The organism is Limosilactobacillus agrestimuris (assembly GCF_943193105.1).
Taxonomy (GTDB): Bacteria; Bacillota; Bacilli; order Lactobacillales; family Lactobacillaceae; genus Limosilactobacillus; species Limosilactobacillus agrestimuris.
This window is the reverse complement of sequence record NZ_CALPCW010000018.1, coordinates 1-20,344: the sequence shown is the minus strand read 5'-3', so window position 1 is coordinate 20,344 and position 20,344 is coordinate 1. Positions and strand designations below refer to the sequence as shown.

Sequence of the window (20,344 nt, the reverse complement as noted above, 5' to 3'; positions counted from 1 at the left end):
GTACCGTTCCGTAATTCATCATCCGCCGCATTTACCATTGCTTGCATTTCACCAAGTTCGTTATCGTTAACGAACTTTTTTAAGCCAGTTTGATCAAATGAAATATGAGCCATAATCCTAAGTCCCCTTTTTTACTAATTAGCTACCTTCATTTATTTGGAAGTGCATAACTATTCAACAGCTATTATGTTAGCGCTTTCTATTTTCTATGTCAATCGGTTGACAGAAATTTCTTTAATTTTTCTATTTACTATTACTATCTCTATACAAAAAAGGACGCGATCGCAAGCCACTAAAGGCTTTGATCACGTCCTAAGTTTTCGTTTTTCAGTTAATTATTTTGTATATACATAGACAGTCACCGCCTGTTTTTCTTCGGCATTACTATTTGCACTTTTAAGTTCATATAAATGCTTTCCCATAAAGAGTAATCCAGCAATAATTAACCTCATTACCCCATAGATCCGGAATGGTGCAGCTAATCCTAGCCCATTTAACGGTTGACTAAGGAGGTGATTAAACCAGGCATCAGCAGTTGGTGAGAAGAATGCACCAAAGTTAAACCCAATTAATACGAATGAAGTGATCTTAGTCTGAAGCTTCATTGGTGCCATGAATGGGAGAATATTGAAGATTAATGGTGTAAGAACTTGCATTGGGAAGCCAACTAATAAAATACCAGCAGCAATAACTGGGAAGTTATTCCCACCGAAGCCAAACAGGAAGTTAGCAACTGCCAATAAAATTAAACCAATGTAAATTGTTCCAACATAACCAAAGTGCTTCTGAAGGACACCGTAGCAAGCACCACCAAGTGTTGCCCCAATTAGCATTAGCGAAAGGTAGGTTCCTGTTCCAGTAAATGTCTTTCCGTTAATTGCAACAGCAAGACCAGGAAAGCGGTCTTCCATTCCGATAAAATCCATCTTAATTAAAAGAACAAATGCCAAAATGGCAATTACTAACGGACTAATCTTAGTAACCGGTTCATTAGTGATCGGTGAGATTGTTTCAGTTGCTTCGTGATTATCACTAGTTGCTGTGGTGCTGTGAGAATCATTTGGTACTCGCCAAGCAAAGAATGCCATTACCGCAAAGGCAAGACCATAAACTAAGAATGCGGCGTGCCATCCAGCATAGATTAGCAGCAAACTTGAAATTGTCAACGTACAAGCATTACCGATCTGTTCAAATGCTGAACGCCATCCCTGCATGCTAGTTCGTTCGTGTCCCTGATACCAAACGGAAATTAGTGAAATGGCTTGTGAATTATAAAGGCCATACCCCCCTCCCAAGAAAAGCCGTGAAATCAAAATTACCATGTAGTTGCTAACAAATGACGGGATTAACCCGGCAATTCCAACCATCGTAATTCCGGCCATGATAATATGCTTATCAGAAATATTGAACCAGTCCTGAAGTAATGGTGACAGAACCACAAAGAACATGACCGCAAATGATGGTGCGGTAACTAAGTATTCAACTTGTGGTTGGCTAACCGCCAATGCTGATTTAATCTGTGGCAAGGCACTTTGAATTGCGTAGGCGCTCGTAACCATAAAAGATGCGGACAAGAACGCAAGTTTAGTTGCCATCGACTGACTCTGTTTCATAATAAAAACAACCTCCAAACTTGCTAATACAAAATAACAAATCTTTTATTTATATCTAAATTTACTTAACACCTTTATGGTAACCGGTAGTCACAGTTTAGTAAAGCGCTTACATTTAGTGATTAGTTTCACTCTTTTCCCTGCTAAACGGGAACATTTCGACATTGACGCCCTTAATCAATGTAAGCGATTATAATATACCAATATTTAAAATATCTCTATAATATACTACTCGCGCAACCGGTTAACAATTTTTCAAAAAAAGCCCAATTTTTTAGAAAAAATAATTAAAATAATAGCAAAAAATGGTTATTTCACTTAGGTTGTTCACTATTTAATTAAATAAAAACGCTCTGTCAAATTAACAGAGCGTCATTTTTATGCCGTTGTACTATTAATCAATTTCACTGGGAGAGTCACTGACTTAACATCGGTCTTTCCGTTGATTAATTGTAAAAGAAGTTCGACCGCTTTAGTGGCCATTTCAGGAATTGGTTGTTGGATCGTCGTTAATTCTGGTGATAGCATCCGCGTAATGTTCGCCCCATCATAGCCAACCACTTTTAGATCATCCGGAACATGACGGTTAAACTCTTTTCCAATCCGGATAATCAGACTAGCATTGGTATCATTATCGGCAAAAATACCGTCAACTTCTGGGTGTTCCCGGAACATTTTACGGAAAACCCGTTCCTTTTCTTCATCTGAAACGTCAAAAGAAACACTATAAGTGATTGGCTTCCGGTTATGTTTATTCATTAAATCCTCATAGGCTTGTTGCCGTAGCTCATTTGGCGAGACTAAATTAATTGGGTAGTTTGTATGAATAATGTGTTTACAACCATCATTCAATAACCGTTGGACAGCAAGAAGCCCCCCCTGGTAGTTATCAGAAGAAACAACCGGAATCTGCTTACCCACAAATCGTTCAATTGACACGATCGGTCTAGTTGTTTTCTGGTATTCAGAAATCCCCTGGTTGTGTGAACCAACAATTAAGCCATCCACTTGGTGATTTAATAATAGCTTTAAATAGTCCCTTTCTTTCGTCGGATTATTCTGACTATTCCCCATTAATACTCGGTACCCCAAACGATCAAATCGTTTCTCTAATTCGGCTTCAAGCTCAGCAAAAAATGGATTATCAACTGTAGGGAAAACTAAGGCAACCAAGTTAGTCTTTTGCTTGAATAATTGACGGGCAATTGCATTTGGCCGGTAATTTAACTCGTCCATTGCTTCATGGACTTTTTTGATCGTCTTTTCACTTAAATATCCCCGATTATTCAAGACCCGTGAAACTGTCGTCTTTGAAACTCCGGCTAATTTTGCCACGTCATCTAACTTGATTGTCTTTTTTTCTACCATAATTGCTCCTCTTATATATCACTAAATAATTATAGCATAAAGAAAACACCTTCCTTCAAGTTACGAAGGAGAGGTGTCCCTTAAGAAATTCTAGTTTTCGACCTTTTCTTTATCATGATCTGCCGCGTTAACTTGTGCTTCCATTTGTAGAATGTGACGTTCCTTAAAGACAAGGTAAACAAGAAGCAAGAATGCCGCCCCAGCAGCAACATAAATTGTAACTGATGAAGCTCCCCAGCCAAAGTGGTTAACCAATTGACCAATTAATGCTGTTGCAGCAGTTTCACCAAATACATACTGGAAAAAGCCCATAAACCCGGTCGATAGGCCAACTGCATAATTTGGTACAGCTTCGTTGACCATTAAGCCAACTAATGAAAGTGGCGCATAAATTAAACTCCCCATAATAAAGAGAACGGCAACGATTACAGCATGGCTCGTACTGGTAAAGTAGGTAATTAAACAAATAATTAAGCAGATGACACAAATTAAACAAACTAGTGAACGGCGTCCCTTCAACAGGTCAGAAACACCACCTAGAATAATAACGCCAGGAACTGCTGATAGTTCAAAAATACCAACTAACCACTTAGCCCAGTCAACACTAAAGCCCTTTGTCGGCAGATAACTTGGGATCCAACTCATTATCCCATAACGGACAATGTAGATCGACATGGACGTTAAAGTCACAGCCCAAACGACCTTATTGCAGAGGATATCTTGATAAAGAATTTGCCAAAAAGTCTTGTTAGACAACTCTTGAGCGGTTGAATTCCCGTTTTCATCAAGTTCAACGTGACCAGAATAAACAGCCATGTTTGGCAAACCAACTGCTTCTGGGCGTTCCGAATTAATCAATAACATAATAGTCGCAATAATTGCTGAAACAACAGATGCAGTCAAAAATACAGCTGGCAATGAACCAGAAAAGAGGAAGGTTGCAATTTGAATACAGGCAACACAGGCGAATGCCCCGGCATTATGTGCTGAAGCCCAGATAGCAAATACCACGCCCCGGTGCTTTTTAGCAAACCACAGTGAAATCTCCCGTTGACATGCAGGAGCACCCATCGCCTGAGTAATTGAGATTAAAAGCATTAGGAACAAGATAATGTAGAAATTCCGGGTAAATGCCAAGAAGGCGTTAAAGATACAGGAAAGATAAAGTCCTAGCGCTAGGAATACCCGGGTATTTGACTTATCAGCCAAACCACCCATGAAAAGTTTGGCAATTCCGTAACCAATCCCAAATGTGGAAAGAATTAACCCGATCTGGCCAATGTCAAATCCGTATTCCTTCATCACTGGCTTTTGTTCAGTCGTAAAAATTAACCGAATAATGTAGTAAGCCAAATAAGTAAAACACGTCGCTAAGATAACCCCCGTCTGTTTACGCCGGTAAACACTCGCTACCTTATCTTTGGGCACAAGTGTCTTTGCGTCCGGAGATGGTTTCAAAAACTTAAACAACTGAAACACTCCCTTATTAAGTAAAATAGATAAATAATCTAGTGAAAACAAATTACATCAATATTGTAACCGCTTACTTAGAAAAAATAAATAACAATTTTTAATTTTTACCAATATTTTACTCAATTTATATTGTTTTTCTAAGGTTAGCTGCCCATATTTAATGACGACTAAGTAAAAAGATCTTGTATTTTAACCTCCTAGTTTGTATAGTTAGTTGCATAACTAATTGACTAAGTATGCTTGGAGGAAGTAAGATGACTACCAATAAAAATCATCAACAGAAATCACGGTTACGAAAGTTACTCGCTACTCGCCGTCGCCGGTGGGGACTAATTATTAGTGGTCTTGTAATCTTGACCCTAATTGTTGTCGCCATTCAACATTCCGCTGACAAAAAGGAACAAACAAAGCCACAATTCACTACGATGAAAGTTAGTTCCCAGCCGAACTTTAACCTTACCGGAAAGATTGAACCAGTCAAAACACAGGTATTAACCCTCCCCTCAGGAAAACTTCAATCCCTTACCGTTAAGAATGGAGATCACGTTACCCAAGGACAAGCAATTTTAACCATGCATAATGATAACTTGGAGAATAACATTGCTGAATTACAAAACCAACTAAACACTTCATTAGAAGAACAATCTGATAATAACTCTTCTCAACAACGGCTAAATTCTATCTCTAATAAAGTTAACCAGACACTCACTGCCCCATATTCTGGTTACGTAACGGTTGACCAATCAAAAGAAAATGATCCAGTCATTACACTATATTCAGATAAACTCCAATTTGTTGGTCAAGTTTCCGAATATGACTATGACAAGCTCCACCAAAGTACCGATCTGAGAATTAAAGCATTAGCCACAAATCATACAGCTAATTCTCAAGTTAATTATTTGGCTGTAATCCCAACAAAGGGTTCCGGAAATAATACCCACTATGAAGTAACAGCAAGTGTTAATGCTAGTCAATTTATGGCGGGACAGACTGCCAAAGCGTCAATCAAGCAAGATGGACTCTTAATTCCTAAATCAGCGGTTCTTCATGGAAAAGTCTTCGTTGTCGATGCTACTGGTCATGCCAGAAAAACCCGAATTAGCGGTCATGCTGTTAATAATTCGTACGTTGTTACGGATGGCATCGATGCTGGCGATAAAATCATTACTAATCCAAACAATAAGCTAAAGAATAACGCAAAGGTTGATTAAGATGATCACATTAGAAAACATTAATAAGTATTACCAACAGGGTGAACACCGTTTCCATGTTCTGCATGACATTAATCTTAAAATTAATCAGGGTGAACTAGTAGCGATTATCGGTGAGTCGGGATCAGGAAAATCAACCCTCATCAACATTATTGGTTTTCTTGATGATGATTTTGAAGGAACTTATTTTTACCAGGGCCAGCCGATCCATGAGTATACCCGGAAGCAGTTTTCAAAGTTACGAAACCGAAATGTCGGCTTTGTCTTCCAGAATTTTAAATTACTCCGGGAATCATCCGTAGCGGATAACGTCGCTTTACCGTTACTTTATGCGGGGAAAAAGCGGCAAGAAATCAGCACTCGAGTAACAGAAGTTCTTAATCAAGTAGGCTTGAGTGGCTATGAAAACCAGCTCCCCAAGAATATGTCCGGTGGTCAGCAACAACGGGTTTCTATCGCCCGGGCAATCTCCACTCATCCCAAATTCCTAATCGCCGATGAACCAACCGGGGCCCTCGATACTGAAACCAGCCAAGAAATCATGAACTTATTTAAACGTCTAAATCGACAAGAAAACACGACAATTATCATGGTAACCCACGATCCACATGTCGCTGACCAATGTGACCGAATAGTTAAAATCATCGATGGTCGTGTCGTTAGCGATAGTAAGGGTGGTGAATAGCATGCAAGTAATTGAATTATTCAAGACTGCAATTCAATCCTTAAAGACCAATAAAAAGCGCAGTTTCTTAACTATCATTGGGATCATGATCGGAATTGCAGCCGTCATCGCAATCCTTGGTATTGGGGACGGAATTACCCAAACAATGTATGACAAGTACGGGAATAATGCCAAACAAGGACAGCAAACCACTGAAATTGCTTTTAATGCAAATAACATTGACTCCAACATTTATGGTTTTACCCAAGATGAAATTGAAGATATTAAGACCCAATTTGGTGGTGAAGTTAAGAAAGCTACAATTGAGCGAGAAACAGACAACATATCAACTCCAGCCCAAATAGGTAGTATCACCAAAAACACCAGTGTCAGTCTTTTGAAGAAGCCCACCAATAAGCTTAAATTAATTACTGGTAAAAATATCACCGAGAATGATCTAACTACTGGACAAGCAACTGCACTAATGAGTGATAAGGTTGCTAAAAAGCAATATGGGACTACTCAAAATGCTCTTGGGACAACGGTAACGGTTAATGATGTGACATACAAGGTAGTTGGTGTATATCAGGCACAGGGCCAATATACAGGGGACGGTATGCCAAATCCTTACGGAGCATCACTGCTACTGCCAGATTTCCTCTATTATCACGGAGAGAGTGCTACTCAAGGGAACACGGTAAAACTAACCTTCAGTCAAGGAGTTAATGCTAGCCAGATCTCACGAAAAGTAGCAAAGTACCTCCAGAAAAACGGCTCAACACGCAATCAGGGTAGTTATGAATATATTGATATGGAAAAAGCCCTCAAACAATTCTCATCACAAATGAGTATTATTACGACTTTCATCAGTTTCATTGCAGCCATTTCCCTTTTTATCGCCGGGATTGGCGTAATGAACATGATGTATATTTCAGTATCAGAACGGACTCAAGAAATTGGGATCCGATTAGCGGTCGGGGCTACACCTCTTAATATCATGATGCAATTCTTAGTAGAGGCAGTGATCTTAACCCTAACTGGAGGGTTACTCGGATTCCTTGGTGGTGCAGGTTTAGCTCATCTCCTTGCACCCCTGCTCTCAAGTGCAATCGGTGGGGATGGTATTCACATTCACGCCCATATCTCAATTAATGCCTTCTTACTAGCGTTTGGTACTTCAGCAGCTGTTGGACTGATCTTCGGAATCCTCCCCGCACGGCAAGCTGCTAATAAAAACCTGATCGATATCTTAAGATAAAATTAGGAATTCTCTTTATCAATCACGTTGTTCAAATTTAATGAAGCTTATATCTCAGCCCCTTTTAGTAAGATCTTTTAAGAATTTTTTAGTTATCTCTGTTTAACTCACCGGCGATCAATTTAAAAAATTAAGTTAAATTCTATAAATTAAATGAGCATTATGTAAGCGGTGACAAAAACTAAGAATTTGTTAATAAAGTCCCCTGTTTTTTAAGAAATTTGCTTAGTAAAAGCTTATCTAAATATTATCATCGTGGGCTTTAAAACATGTTAATATACTTATGGAGGGGTTAATGAATCCCGTTAAAATTATGTTATGTTAAAAGGAGTTGTTCAATATGATGTCTGTTATGAGTAATGTTATCGCTATTGTAGGTTTTGTAGGACTGATTATTGCGACAAGCGCCCACATAATGAATAATCGGGCATAAAGCAATTATTTATAACGTTTCATTATTAAAAAAATATGGTAGAGAACCAACTATTGGTTCTCTACCATATTTTTTTATGGGATTAATAATACTCCAATACCACACGCTACCCCACAGAGGAAACCGGCAATGACATCTCGTGGATAGTGGATGCCTCCAATCACTCGAACAACAGCCAGGGCAATTGCCAAAAGTAATAAAATTATCCCTAAAACCTTTGAAACACTCATTACACTCAACGCGATTACGGTAGCAGAGAAAACATGCCGGCTGGGTAATGAATCCCCGCTACCTTTACGTGGGATCAATGGCTTGATCGGCCACTCTTCATACGGTCGTGGGTAATTAAGATAACTTCGAATTAACGAAAGAAGGAGAAATCCTGCACCCGGAATAAAAACAAGGGGAAGTAACTGATAAATACCGCCGTCAAAAAGAGCAACCCATAGCAGTAAACAAATATATGAAACATACATTAAAACAACAATTGCCTTATTCAGCCAACAAAGTCCCCTAATTAACAACGGAGAGTGGCTAAACGGCTTCGTAATTTGTTGATAAAACTGTTGGTAATTTTGATGTGCTTTCATAATCTTTATGGCAAAGTATTTCCTGCAGCAAGATATAAGTCATACCACTCCTGATTGGTCAATGTAATATTGCTCCCTTCAGCACTATCTTGAATGTGTTGGGGGTTCATTGTCCCAATGAGGACCTGCATTTTAGCCGGATGCTTTAATATCCAGGCGACCGCAATTGCATTTTTACTAACATCATACTTAGTAGCTAGTTTAGCCAACTCAGCATTTAATTGTGGGAACTGTTTATTATTAATAAAGGTTCCCGCAAAAGTTCCGTACTGAAATGGGGACCAAGTTTGGATAGTCATTTTCTTCAATCGTAGATAATCAAGAAGATCACCATCATGGTTAATTGAGCCCTCGTCCGTCATGTTTGTGTGAAGAGCGTAATCGATCATCTCCGTATGCTTCAAGCCAAATTGTAGTTGATCGATTAAGAGTCGTTGGTTAACTGCTGATTGAAGGAGTTCAATTTGCTGCGGATTAAAATTTGAAACACCAAAATGACGAACCTTCCCTGTCGACTGAAGTTCGTCAAACGCTCCAGCCACTTCTTCCGGATCCATTAACGGATCAGGCCGGTGAATCAACAAAGAGTCTAAATAATCAATCTTCATTCGCTGAAGAATCCCGTCGACCGCTTGCAAAATATGCTTTTTTGATGAGTCATACCTAGTAATTTGGTTCTCATCATTAGCAAATAAGCCAACTTTGGACTGGATAAAAAAGTCTTCTCGCTTTAACCCACTTTGCACAAACGCATCACCAAAGTGGATTTCGGATGAGCCCCGGCCCAATTTGGGATCATTTCCGTAAATATCTGCTGAATCAATAAAATTAATGCCAGCTTCATGAGCTGCGAGTAACGCATCTACAGCCTTAGGAACTTCTAAAGTCCCCATCCGCATAATACCAAGTGCAATATTTGATGCTTGCCAACTCGTATTACCAATTTTTACTGTTTTCGTTTTTAGTCACCCTTTTCTTCTCTCCCCTTACTCAATTAATTCTAACCCAGACTAGTTTACTTGCCTAGTTTTAACTAGCAATCATTGAAAGCAACTTAACAATCTAATTAAAATTGTCTAATAATTACTTTACTATTAAAAAAGTTATGATAGACTTAATAATAGGTAGCGATAACTACCTATCTTACTTACTCTGAGGGACCGGTAAAAAGTTTTTTACCGGTCCCTTTCTAGATCTTATTTTTTAAATAGAATCTCATTCATTGTATTCGATAATGGGTGTTTCAAAACAAGGTTCATCCCCACTGTCGCCTTTTTCTTTTCTCCCAGGAGCTCTTCTTTTACAGACTTAGGATCAATCTTTGCGGTTCCTAAATAATAGAATTGTTTACCAACAGCGTCACTCTGTTTTACAAACAGGTGCAACTTTACCTTTGGCTTCCCGTCATTTACTCCTGCCAGCAACCTTTGTACTTCAGCTGATGATAAACGGCGCGGTGACCGCGTATACCATCGCAGCGATTGTCCATCCTGGAGCTGGTTATCATAGATTGCATTCCGCTCCTTAGCAGACTGTTTCTGGTAGGTAATGAATATTGGGCATTCATTCTCCGCTACCCGGTAACCATACATCGGCGCACTGACATCCAACGGCCAGTTTAATAATCGACAAACGTCTTTCCGGTCATACTGCTGATAAAGAGTAAAATGGTGCCTTTGATCGTAGTTTTTACTTAAAGCTAACCCGGTCTTAATCGCATCAATATAGAGACTATAAAAATCTGGATCTTGTTTTAATGCCTCTATTATTTGGGAATTTAAGCGATATTTTCCATTTACAAAAATAACCAGTGGCTGATCGCCGTACTGTTGTTTCTTCGTCTGTTTTCCTGCTTTAACATCAAAAAACTGTAAACTAAGAACCTTCATCAAGGACTGCAAGAGTTCATTATTTACATAACAACCTTTTTGCCGAAATACTTCAATTGCTTGTTTTTCGGTAATTTCTTGATATTTTTGTAACATCGAGAGAAAAATTAATTCATGTGCTCGTTTTCCATTCAACAATTCCTTAGTAACAAAGGAGAGAACCTGATCCTCGTAATGGGTTAGGGTTATCTTTTCACCTACCTTGCGTAAAAAGGTTCCGTAATTAGCCAAAAGCTTATTCTGTGCGAATACAATTGGCGAAACTGAACCATGATGGAGAAAATCAAGTAACAGTGGTCGACATCCTAAGCGTTGTTGAAGTTCATGGTAGGCCCGGCGAAGTTCCACCATCGAATCAAGTTTTGTTTTCTCAATCGAGGCTAAGATTCGTTCACTGGCAATTCGTGAAAAGTTAATTGTGGAAACCCCAATATTTTGCGGGAGCTGAACTTCCCGACGTGCCCGATCCTGATCGCGACTAGTATCATCGTTCAGGGCCAAAGGTATCATATAGTTATGCTTATAGTTACCAATAAAATCAATTACCGTTACGAAGTCTTTTCCCGGGTACTTTCTTAATCCCCGACCAAGCTGTTGAAGAAAGACAATCTGTGACTGGGTGTTGCGTAACATCACGATTTGATTCAATGATGGAATATCAACTCCTTCATTAAATAAATCAACCGTAATAATGTACTCAAGCTCACCATTTTCAAGGCGCTGAACAGCCATTTGACGACGCTGGTTGCTATCCTGATTTGTTAATGCTACAGCAGGATGCCCACTTTCAGTGAACTGTTGAGCCAGTTCTCGTGCCTCTTCTTGCCGGCTACAAAAGACCAAGCCTCGAGCCTGCGAGCCACAATAACCATAATAATCAAGCTGGGTCAGAACGTATTTTACCCGGTCACTAGCAATTAAACGGTTTAATTTTGTAGTCTCACTAATCACCTTGCCATCAACCTCATAGTCCTCAACCCCAACATAATGAAAGGGTACTAGCATTTGGTTATTCAATGCATCATTAAGACGGATCTCATAAGCAATATGGTAATCAAACATCCCATAAACATCCTGATTATCCATCCGATCAGGGGTTGCGGTCATCCCTAACCAAAATGCTGGCTGAAAATGATTCATTAACCGTTGATAACTTGGTGCTGCCACCCGGTGAGCCTCATCAATTAAAATATAGTCAAACATTTTAGATGAGAGAGTCTGAAGCAGCTTTTCCTGAGCGAGGGTCTGAACTGTCGCAAAGAGGTAACGCGGGGAAAAGTCATGATGACCACCACTAATTAAGCCAAAGTCACTTTGAAGGCCACCAATAACCCGCCGAAAGCTCTCCATTGTTTTCCGGGCGATCTGTTCCCGGTGAACAACGTAAAGGAATTTTCGTGGGCAGGCCTCTTTAACTGCAAAGGCACCCAAATATGTTTTCCCCGTCCCGGTAGCTGAGATTACTAGTCCTCTCCCGGCACCACGAGAAGTTAGGTTTTGAAGCTCCTTAAGTGCAGCCTCTTGCATTTTATTAGGAACTATTCTCTGGTCACCATTCTTTCCCCGGGTTCTTGCTTTGGGCGGTTGCCAATCTTCAGCGTATTTTGTAATCCACCCTGCCGTTAGTGGCTCACTTTGATGCCGAAGTCGCTGAATCTCGTCTGTTATTTGCGAAAGCAATGTTGCATTCCGCGTTGAGGTTACTTTTAACATTGTTTCATAATTTTTTAGTAACGCTGCTCGAGTAAAATTTGCACTTCCGATTAAGGCCGTCGTATAGCCATCATGGGTAAAGTAATATCCCTTAGTATGAAAACCAGCGACATCCGCAAGCAAAACTTTAAGGTTAGGAATTTTAAGCAACTCACGAAACATCTGCGGGGAATTAAAGCCTAAATAGTCACTAGTAATAAGGGTGCCTTTAATCCCTTGACGTGCAAGATCAGCCATCGCCACCTTCAATGGCGTTACCATATCAGCAGTGATAAAAGCAACCACCCATGTAAAAGACTTACATGTTGTTAACTCTGAACGGAGCGTGTCCCAAATTGCTCCGTCGACGTTTCCTACTAACTGGGGGGCTAACAATTGGTGACCTTGGTATCGTTGATCATATAACCCATTTAAAATTGCATTTCTTATTGTCGTCTTTTCCGTCATGCTCTGCTCCCGTTTTTATTTGCTTTAATCAATAACTTATCACAAGAAACAAAGGAGAACCACTAAATGAAAAAAGTCTACCTAATTCATGGAACCTCAACCCGCGACGATGACTGGTTTCCTTGGCTAGAGAAAGCCGCCCAACCAGAATTTTCTGTTGACCGACTATGGCTTCCTCATCCCTTCAATCCTGATAAAGAGGAATGGCAACAAGCTATTGATGAACAAATCGATCCCGGCGATGAAGTTACCCTTATTTCTCACAGTCTTGGTGGAATCGCTGCTATTCGTTATGTTGAACGTCACCGGTTAAAACGGGCAAACCTCCTTCTGGTTGTTGCATTTGACCAACCACTCCCTAGTTACCCTCAACTTGATCTCTTTATGGAGCCACAACCAAGCTACCAACAGGTTACCCCAAAAATCGGTAAAGCAACTGTTATTACTGCCAAGGACGATCCAATTGCCCCTTATCAGGATGCAATTAAGGTGGCCCATAACTTAAACGCCAAGTTAATCGTCCAAGATCACGGTGGCCATTTTCTTAGCAGTGATGGCTATACTAAATTCCCCTTAGTCCTAAAAGAATTGCAAAGGATTAGTTTGTGAGTAAAAAATAAAGAGTGAGGATCGAAAAATTTCCTATCCTCACTCTTTTGTATTAAAGCTTATTTAACTATTTATTATCTTTTAATTTCTTCACAACTTGGTTCTTCCGTTTCTTATTTAAGGAAGCACCAGTTGCAAGGGCAGCACCAGCAGCAATAACACTCATTGCAGTAAGGCCATCCTTATTAACCTTTGGCTGTTGCTTCTCAGATTTAGTATTACTTGATGGCAGTTTAATTTGGCCACTCTTAATGGCAGCCTCAAGCTTAGCATTAATCATTCCACCATTCTTTAGAGCACCTAGTTGACGAGTATAACCTTCAAGTGGTGCAGATGGAATACTTGCGGCCTCTTGTTGTTGATCATAGTAATTATCATATGGATCATCAAAGCCTGCCATCATATTATCATTAGCAGCATGGGCATTCCGAGCAGCAATTTGAGCAGCAATCTCACTCTTAATTGATGCTTCCTCAGATGCCCGGTTTAAACTACCAGGGTTTTGAACCTCATTAGTACGAACTTGTTGAGCTGGTTCGTCCTGACTAGCTTCAGCAGCTTCATCTACTCTTTGAGTATTAGTCTGTGAAGTTTCGGTTGCTGATTCTGAAGATGTAGTCTCAGCATTATTAGTCTTACCATTTTCAGTTTGACTTTCAGCTTCTGAGTTAGCTTCAGGAGTAGTTGTAGCTGTCGCGTTCTTCTCCTCAGATACAGTTTCTTGATTAAGGGTATTTAATGGAATATATGGATGATTCAAACCATCAAGAGTAATTTGCGCCCGTTTCAATTCGCTTTGGAAACCATTCAATTCTTCTTGAGCCTTGGTCAAATTACCATTAGCTTGATCAAGTTTTGCTTGATCGGCACTGAGTGTACCTTTAAGTTGCGTTAGCTTACCGTTTTCAACCTGAACCTTCAATTGTGCAGCCTGTAGAGTAGCCTTAGCCTTCTTAACAGAAGCATTGTTTTGAACCGCATCAGATTTCTTAGCATTTGAAAGGGTAGCTTGGTAAATAGTCCGAAGTTGACTAACCTTCGCTGTTAACTCTTGAAGCTTGGTCTGACTAGCCTTATAAGTTTGAGTGTCATCCGTAAGCTTTTGTTGAGCATCCGCAACAGCTTTCTTGGCATCACTAATTGCCTTTTCATAATTAATTTGTGGTGATACAGCGTTAAGAGATGTTCCAAAGATTCGTGCCAACCGAATTTGACTATTTAACTGTGCGTATTCGTTCTTCTTATTTTGAAGTTCATTCTGAGCCTGTTGCAACTCGTTTTGTTTATCTTGAACAGTCTGCTGTAATTGTTCTAGTTTGGCATTAGCATCCTGAACAGTTGCATTCCGACTTACTTGAGTATTCTTTGAAGAATTTAGTTTCCGTTGAGCAGCGTTTAAGTCTGCTTCAGCTTGAGCAAGCTGACGAGCCTTATCTTGAACACTCCCGTTAATAGCATTCAGATCAGTCTGCGCCCTATCCAGCTTTGTTTGGAGACTACTAATATTATCATTATCGATATCAACAGCCGCTTGAGCATTTGCCATGATTTCCTTCTGGTTAAGGGCTTCATTAGCAGCTTTTTGTTGAGCATTAACTGCTGTATTAACTGCTGATTGAGCACCAGCTAAGTTTGCTTGAGCCGTCATTACACCATTTTGTGCAGCTGTGGCCGCTGTCTGAGCACTTGTAACAGCTGCTTCCTTTTGTAGGTAGGCATTATGAGCAGCCGTAATTTCACTCGCATTGGTATTTTCTGGGGTAGTAGCACCCTGTGCAAGCTTATCTTTCATTGCTTGACTAGATTGACCATCATCAAAGAAATTGTAGTGAACCCAACCATCTTTATCAATTGTAACGGTCATGTATTGATTACCGTTATCAAAGTTGGAGATAGCATTCATTCCTTTAGGATCATTCAGGAAAGCCTCAGTATGTCCACCAAAACCATAATGGAGGCTATCACCATCATTAACCTCAACATCTTGGTAAATCATGGCTAAAATACCAGCATAAATACTTTGCTTAACCTCGGCCATTGTCATTTTTTGATTGATCTTAACAGCCGCCGGATCAAGCAATAATCCTGACGAAAGATTTTCACCTACAAATCCATTCTTTAACCCGGCTTTGTTAGCAGCAGTTATTAAACCTGCTTCATTGTGGGGTGAGCCGCTGCCGTTATTTAGCTTATTCCAACCACTATTATTGTAGGCACTCGCGATCACCTGGTTACCAAGTTGTGTAGCATATGGCGAAACCTTAACCTTACCGTAACTATGCGCAGCACCAGCAGCAGTAGATTGGAAGCTTTGCCGAAAATTATTAATAATCTGGGCAGCGAACTTTGTAATTTCGGTTTGCTGAGCCGCTGTCATATTTCTTGGGTTAACCGTTTCGGCCTTATCCTGAGCCGTTGCTTGGTAGTTAGTGTGTAAGCTCGGTTGATAGGTCCCACCATCAGTAGTTACCCAGTTTACAACCATTAAGCCTTTCTTCGGATCAGCGCCATTCAATGCTAGACCCTCAGCACAATCAGCCTTAATTTGAGCAGTATTGTACCGACCATTGTTAAGGTAATTTTCGTATTGTTGAACAATATCGCTTGGTGTTTGAATTGTTGGTACACCATTATTATTCTTATAATTATTATAGGTTTCTAGAGCCTTTAGCGCATCAGCCTTCGCTTGGTCAACCTTTTGTTGGGCAGCTGCTGCATTGGCCTTAGCATTTGTAACTGCCTGTTGGGCACTTGCTAAAGCGATCTTAGCTTGATTAACCCTTTCTTCAGCTGCTTTTTGAGTGGCCGTTGCATGATTAAAGTTCTGTTGAGCCGATTCAAACATTTGCTGAGCATTTTGAGCCGCTTGCTTGTCGTTAGCTAACTGCTTTTGTAGTTGTGAAATTGTTGACTGTAATTGGGCAGTTGCCGTCACATTATCATTATTACTATTATTTTTCAGTGCATCCAAACGTTGTTGAGCTTCGTTAACTGCTGAAGCATCTTTAGCAACTTGTTGGGCAGCCTCTGAAGTAGTTCGTTGAGCAACCGAAACAGCATTTTGCTGAGCTTGAACAGCCGTTTGCGCAGTAGTTACAGCTTGTGAAGCAGCACTAACAGCTTGTTGTTGATCATTTACCGCTTTTTGAGCATTCGCTAGTGCAAAGTTAAAGGCAGATGTTGCTGCCGCTTGTGATGCAACAAGATAATCACTTAACCGAGCTGCTGCACTTGATTGCAAAGCTTCAGCAGAATTTACGGCATCTTGGTCATTCTTTACCTGGGTACTATTACTGTTTACAACTTCTTGTTGGGCAGATGCAACACTATTAGCAGTTTTAACAGCATTAGCAGCTGATTGAACATTACTCTGACTTTGAGCAGCACTTGTAACTGCACTATCAACTGCAACACTTGCGGAACTTGCCTCAGCTACAGCGTTATTTATAACTGCTTGCTGGGCAGAAACAGCCGCCTGATCAGAATTAACTACATTTTGGGCACTATTAACCGTTTGAACAACTGAACTTACCACCTCTTGTTGGGTAGTAACTTGCTGTTGAGCATTATTAACACGTTGTTGTGCCGCCTGTTGTGGGGTTTGTGGATTAACATTTGTATCATTGTTTTTTACATCTTGCTGGATAGTATCAGCATGAGCATTCAAAGTGGAAGCTCCAAGAAGGGTGGCACCAGTCACAGCCACCGTTCCGACTAACACTTTATTACTTATCCTCTTCCGATTTTTCACAATACCAACTTCCTCCATAATAATCGTTTAATGCTAAATACTATTGTAGTTTCAATAAATTTATTTATCAAACATTTTTTATCCTTTAGATTAATCAATTGAAAAATAAAAGAAACCAATTAGACAAATTAATTATTTTTGAAGTTGAATTGTTGGTGTGACAGTACCCACGTCTGTCTTTCGGCCGATAAATATTCAGAGACGCTTATTATAAATAAAAAACTAAAATTTTCTTTTTTCACGAAAAATATATAATGAAATAATCATCATTTATATTGAATCTAAATTACTCAATTGCCCCAATTACTATACTCTTCATGTTCAATAATCCAATAGGGCTTTTGAACTAACTTTAGACAAAAATATAACTTTTTACTAATTTTGTTTAATAAATGTAGATAATTACTTATCAGTTGCTACTATTGTTATTTAAATTAGACAACTTTTATATGAAAATAAAATGATCCTATCCTATAAGAATAACTACTTCAAGTTAGTTATCTTATATTTGATATTCCATTACCTTAGCCGTCTGGTCACCAATATCATCATAATGAATAACTAGTTCTTTAACAAGTTGAAAGCCAACCTTTAAGTAAAGCTTTTCGGAAGGAATATTACCAGCTAGAACATCTAAGTGAATTACCTTTTTTCCTTCCCGTCTTGCAACACTCATCAATGCTTCTAAAAGCTGCATTGCAATCCCAGTTCCCCGATAGTCCGGATGAACAGTAATTAGATGCCAAACACCAATTTCATTGTTACTTACCTTAGTCGGCCAGTCTACATCTGGATACTCCTCACCAGTAGTTAAGACTCCTGCAGCCACCACATGATCACCCTTAAGGCCAATTACTAACGTAGCGTGTAAAATATAATCGCAAAGTCCTTCGACGCTTGGGTAATTCCCCCACGTCCAATCAGCACCAAATTGATCTATCGATTGGTGATCACAGACTGTTTTATACAAGTTTACGACCTCTTGCAAATCAGCTAACTGTGCAACCCTTACCTGGTCAAGTTTCATTCACACCATCCCCTTTTTATAACCAGTTTATTACAGTAACTCAAAATCGACCATGATAAAGCTAACCCATGGTCGATTTTATATTCTACTTTTGCTTATTTAGCTTTATGGTTCCCAAGCAACCAAGCATAACGACAAAAATTAGTCCAAAAGTCAATAATGGCAACTCTCTGTCACTCCCAGTCCGAGGCAACGCTTTTTGTTCCTTCTGATTAAGTAATTCTTTATCATTGTTCCTCCTTTGGTTACTCTTATTAATCACTGTAGCTTCATCTTGATTTATTACTCTAATATTTTGAATGCCATTAGCTATTTTATTATGATCTTTTATTACAGCTAACTGTGCACTCTTCGTTTGCTTTACTTCGTGTGAACGGTATTCATTTAGAAAAATCAATTGATGTTGAGCTTCAAAAAGTTTTCCAAGTTCTAAAAGTAAGAAATCACTCCCCTGATCTCCCTCTAACTGAATGCCAAGTGGAAGTCCAGCAGCACTTACATAAGTTGGCAAACTTAATGCCGGTTCACCCGCAAGGTTTGCTAATTGTGTAAACGGGGTCTTACTCAGCCCATGTAACCACGAATCATAGATCAACTGCATCTGTTGTTCAAAAGAGAGGTCCTTAATCTTCAACATCTTCATAACATATTCTGGCAAGTATGCTGGATCATTGTTTAGTGGTGCTACCGTAGCCGTTGTCGGTGTTAAATATACAGGGTATTGATTATGAAAAGCTGTCATTTGCTCGTGCACGAGTTTCAATTCATCGTTAAAAATCTGCTTTACATTTTTTGGCGCCTTCTTACTTGCCTCATACAACGCATAGGTCATCGGACTAATCAGGCCGTTCGTTACGTCAGCAGCAGTTAGATTCCGGTGTAACTTCTGCTGAGCAAGAAAGTTAGCCATTGAACCATCATCAAGCGCACCTAAGTAATAAGCTTGCATCATTTTTACACCGCTTACCGGACTATTTTGTTCAACAACATTAAATCCTTGACGACGTAAAAAAACAACTGCGCTGAGGACCGCATTCTTCGCATCTTGGCTTATTGGCGTTCCAACCGGTGAAGTTAATGAATAAGCGATATTTACCTTCTTTAGATCCTTTGGCAATGGTTTAAGTAACTTTTGTGCATGCTTGTTATCCATTAATCCTTTGAGGAGGCTAACCGTATCATCAATACTCCGCGTATCAGTAAAGTTAACTACTGAAGGTGTCATCGAATCACCAGTAATTAATCCTTGGGTGGGTTTTAATCCAATTACTCCTGACCAAGATGCCGGTATTCTTAGTGAACCACCCGCATCATTACCTGTAGCAATAGGAACTATTCCTGCAGCAACACTTGCTGTTGCCCCACCTGATGAACCACCAGGATTACGAGTAAGATCCCATGGATTATGTGTAACCCCATTTAAATTCGAGTTAGTAATATTAATTAAACCTAATTCTGGAAAATTAGTCGAACCAACAATAATAAATCCCATTTTCTGAAGTTTTTTAACAAAATTATTCGTGTAATGATACGTATTATTTTTTAAGTAAGGAAGTCCCTCGGTATTCGGATAACCCTTATACGCTTGTCCTAGTCCCTTAATTAAAATTGGGACTCCATAAAATGGTTTTCCGGTTTTCTCTTCATTTTTCAATTTTTCTAATTGTTGTTGAGAATTTACTGGATCAACGTAAATTACATTATTGAGTTGTTGATTACTCTGATGGATTTTCTGATAGACATGATCAATTAATTGATGGTTGTCAATCGTGCCATTTTTCACATCTTGAGCAATTTTACCTGCTGGTTGCTCTGTTACCTCTTGACTCACTTGTGCGTTAACCTGTTGAGTTGTTTCCCTTAATTGATGATTTGTGGTATAAATTTCTTCTGATTGAGTTGTGTTTGCCTGATCAGTTGCGACTTGAGAATTTCCAGACATCGTTGGAGAAGGTGTCTGTCCATTCTTATTTGTTACTTGATTTTCTATACTACTATCAGCTAGTACTGGCGTTGCTAAATTAATATTACCAATTAACAGTACTCCAGTTGCTACAAGACGGATAAATCTTGAATAATGATGGCTTTTCATATACTTAAGCCTCCAATCTGTTTAATATGGCTTAAGTATAATCTATATGAAACCGTTTTCAACGTTTTTCAAGGATTTAATAAATAAAAAAAGACCAACTCAACCATTAAGTTGAATTAGTCTTTTTCAAATTGCGTGGCAACGTCCTATCCTCGCAGGGAGCGATCCCCCAACTACTTTTGGCGTGTTGAAGCTTAACTTCTGTG

Annotated in this window: 13 protein-coding genes; 4 read left to right on the top strand and 9 right to left on the bottom strand. The window is 39.4% G+C overall.

Annotated elements, in window-relative coordinates; all coding sequences use genetic code 11:
* Positions 1-335: 335 nt before the first annotated feature.
* From NFR46_RS09075 to NFR46_RS09065, 3 genes are all read right to left on the bottom strand, one after another.
* Positions 336-1,613 (bottom strand): MFS transporter, encoded by a 1,278-nt coding sequence (locus tag NFR46_RS09075; protein ID WP_251576688.1) that lies wholly within the window; start codon positions 1,611-1,613, stop codon positions 336-338.
* Between the two features lie 378 nt (positions 1,614-1,991).
* Positions 1,992-2,981: a LacI family DNA-binding transcriptional regulator gene (locus NFR46_RS09070; protein WP_251576686.1), complete on the bottom strand. Its 990-nt coding sequence runs from the start codon at positions 2,979-2,981 to the stop codon at positions 1,992-1,994.
* Between the two features lie 90 nt (positions 2,982-3,071).
* Entirely contained in the window at positions 3,072-4,451 is a 1,380-nt protein-coding gene (locus tag NFR46_RS09065) for an MFS transporter (protein WP_251576684.1), read from the bottom strand.
* Between the two features lie 257 nt (positions 4,452-4,708).
* Between NFR46_RS09065 and NFR46_RS09060 the strand changes: the two genes are divergently transcribed.
* The 3 genes from NFR46_RS09060 to NFR46_RS09050 are packed head-to-tail and all read left to right on the top strand — an operon-like array spanning position 4,709 to position 7,587.
* A complete protein-coding gene (locus NFR46_RS09060) occupies positions 4,709-5,665 on the top strand; it encodes an efflux RND transporter periplasmic adaptor subunit (RefSeq protein ID WP_251576682.1) in 957 nt (318 codons plus the stop codon).
* Position 5,666: 1 nt separating this feature from the next.
* Positions 5,667-6,350 (top strand): ABC transporter ATP-binding protein, encoded by a 684-nt coding sequence (locus NFR46_RS09055; RefSeq protein WP_251576680.1) that lies wholly within the window; start codon positions 5,667-5,669, stop codon positions 6,348-6,350.
* 1 nt (position 6,351) lies between these two features.
* Positions 6,352-7,587: an ABC transporter permease gene (locus NFR46_RS09050; RefSeq protein WP_251576678.1), complete on the top strand. Its 1,236-nt coding sequence runs from the start codon at positions 6,352-6,354 to the stop codon at positions 7,585-7,587.
* Positions 7,588-8,094: 507 nt separating this feature from the next.
* On the opposite strand, the gene NFR46_RS09045 is transcribed toward NFR46_RS09050, so the two are convergent.
* From NFR46_RS09045 to NFR46_RS09035, 3 genes are all read right to left on the bottom strand, one after another.
* Complete coding sequence (locus NFR46_RS09045; RefSeq protein WP_251576677.1) at positions 8,095-8,610, bottom strand: phosphatase PAP2 family protein; 516 nt, start codon at positions 8,608-8,610, stop codon at positions 8,095-8,097.
* Between the two features lie 5 nt (positions 8,611-8,615).
* Positions 8,616-9,554 (bottom strand): aldo/keto reductase, encoded by a 939-nt coding sequence (locus tag NFR46_RS09040; protein ID WP_277612872.1) that lies wholly within the window; start codon positions 9,552-9,554, stop codon positions 8,616-8,618.
* A gap of 252 nt (positions 9,555-9,806) precedes the next feature.
* Complete coding sequence (locus NFR46_RS09035) at positions 9,807-12,659, bottom strand: DEAD/DEAH box helicase (RefSeq protein ID WP_251576673.1); 2,853 nt, start codon at positions 12,657-12,659, stop codon at positions 9,807-9,809.
* 66 nt (positions 12,660-12,725) lie between these two features.
* Here NFR46_RS09035 and NFR46_RS09030 point away from each other — a divergent pair, with 66 nt between their 5' ends.
* On the top strand, positions 12,726-13,268 hold the full coding sequence (locus NFR46_RS09030) for an RBBP9/YdeN family alpha/beta hydrolase (protein ID WP_251576671.1): 543 nt from the start codon (positions 12,726-12,728) through the stop codon (positions 13,266-13,268).
* 67 nt (positions 13,269-13,335) lie between these two features.
* On the opposite strand, the gene NFR46_RS09025 is transcribed toward NFR46_RS09030, so the two are convergent.
* From NFR46_RS09025 to NFR46_RS09015, 3 genes are all read right to left on the bottom strand, one after another.
* Positions 13,336-17,019: an SEC10/PgrA surface exclusion domain-containing protein gene (locus tag NFR46_RS09025; RefSeq protein ID WP_251576669.1), complete on the bottom strand. Its 3,684-nt coding sequence runs from the start codon at positions 17,017-17,019 to the stop codon at positions 13,336-13,338.
* 502 nt (positions 17,020-17,521) lie between these two features.
* A complete protein-coding gene (locus NFR46_RS09020; RefSeq protein WP_251576667.1) occupies positions 17,522-18,046 on the bottom strand; it encodes a GNAT family N-acetyltransferase in 525 nt (174 codons plus the stop codon).
* An 85-nt stretch (positions 18,047-18,131) separates the two neighbouring features.
* Positions 18,132-20,138: an amidase family protein gene (locus NFR46_RS09015; protein WP_251576665.1), complete on the bottom strand. Its 2,007-nt coding sequence runs from the start codon at positions 20,136-20,138 to the stop codon at positions 18,132-18,134.
* Between the last annotated feature and the right edge of the window lie 206 nt (positions 20,139-20,344).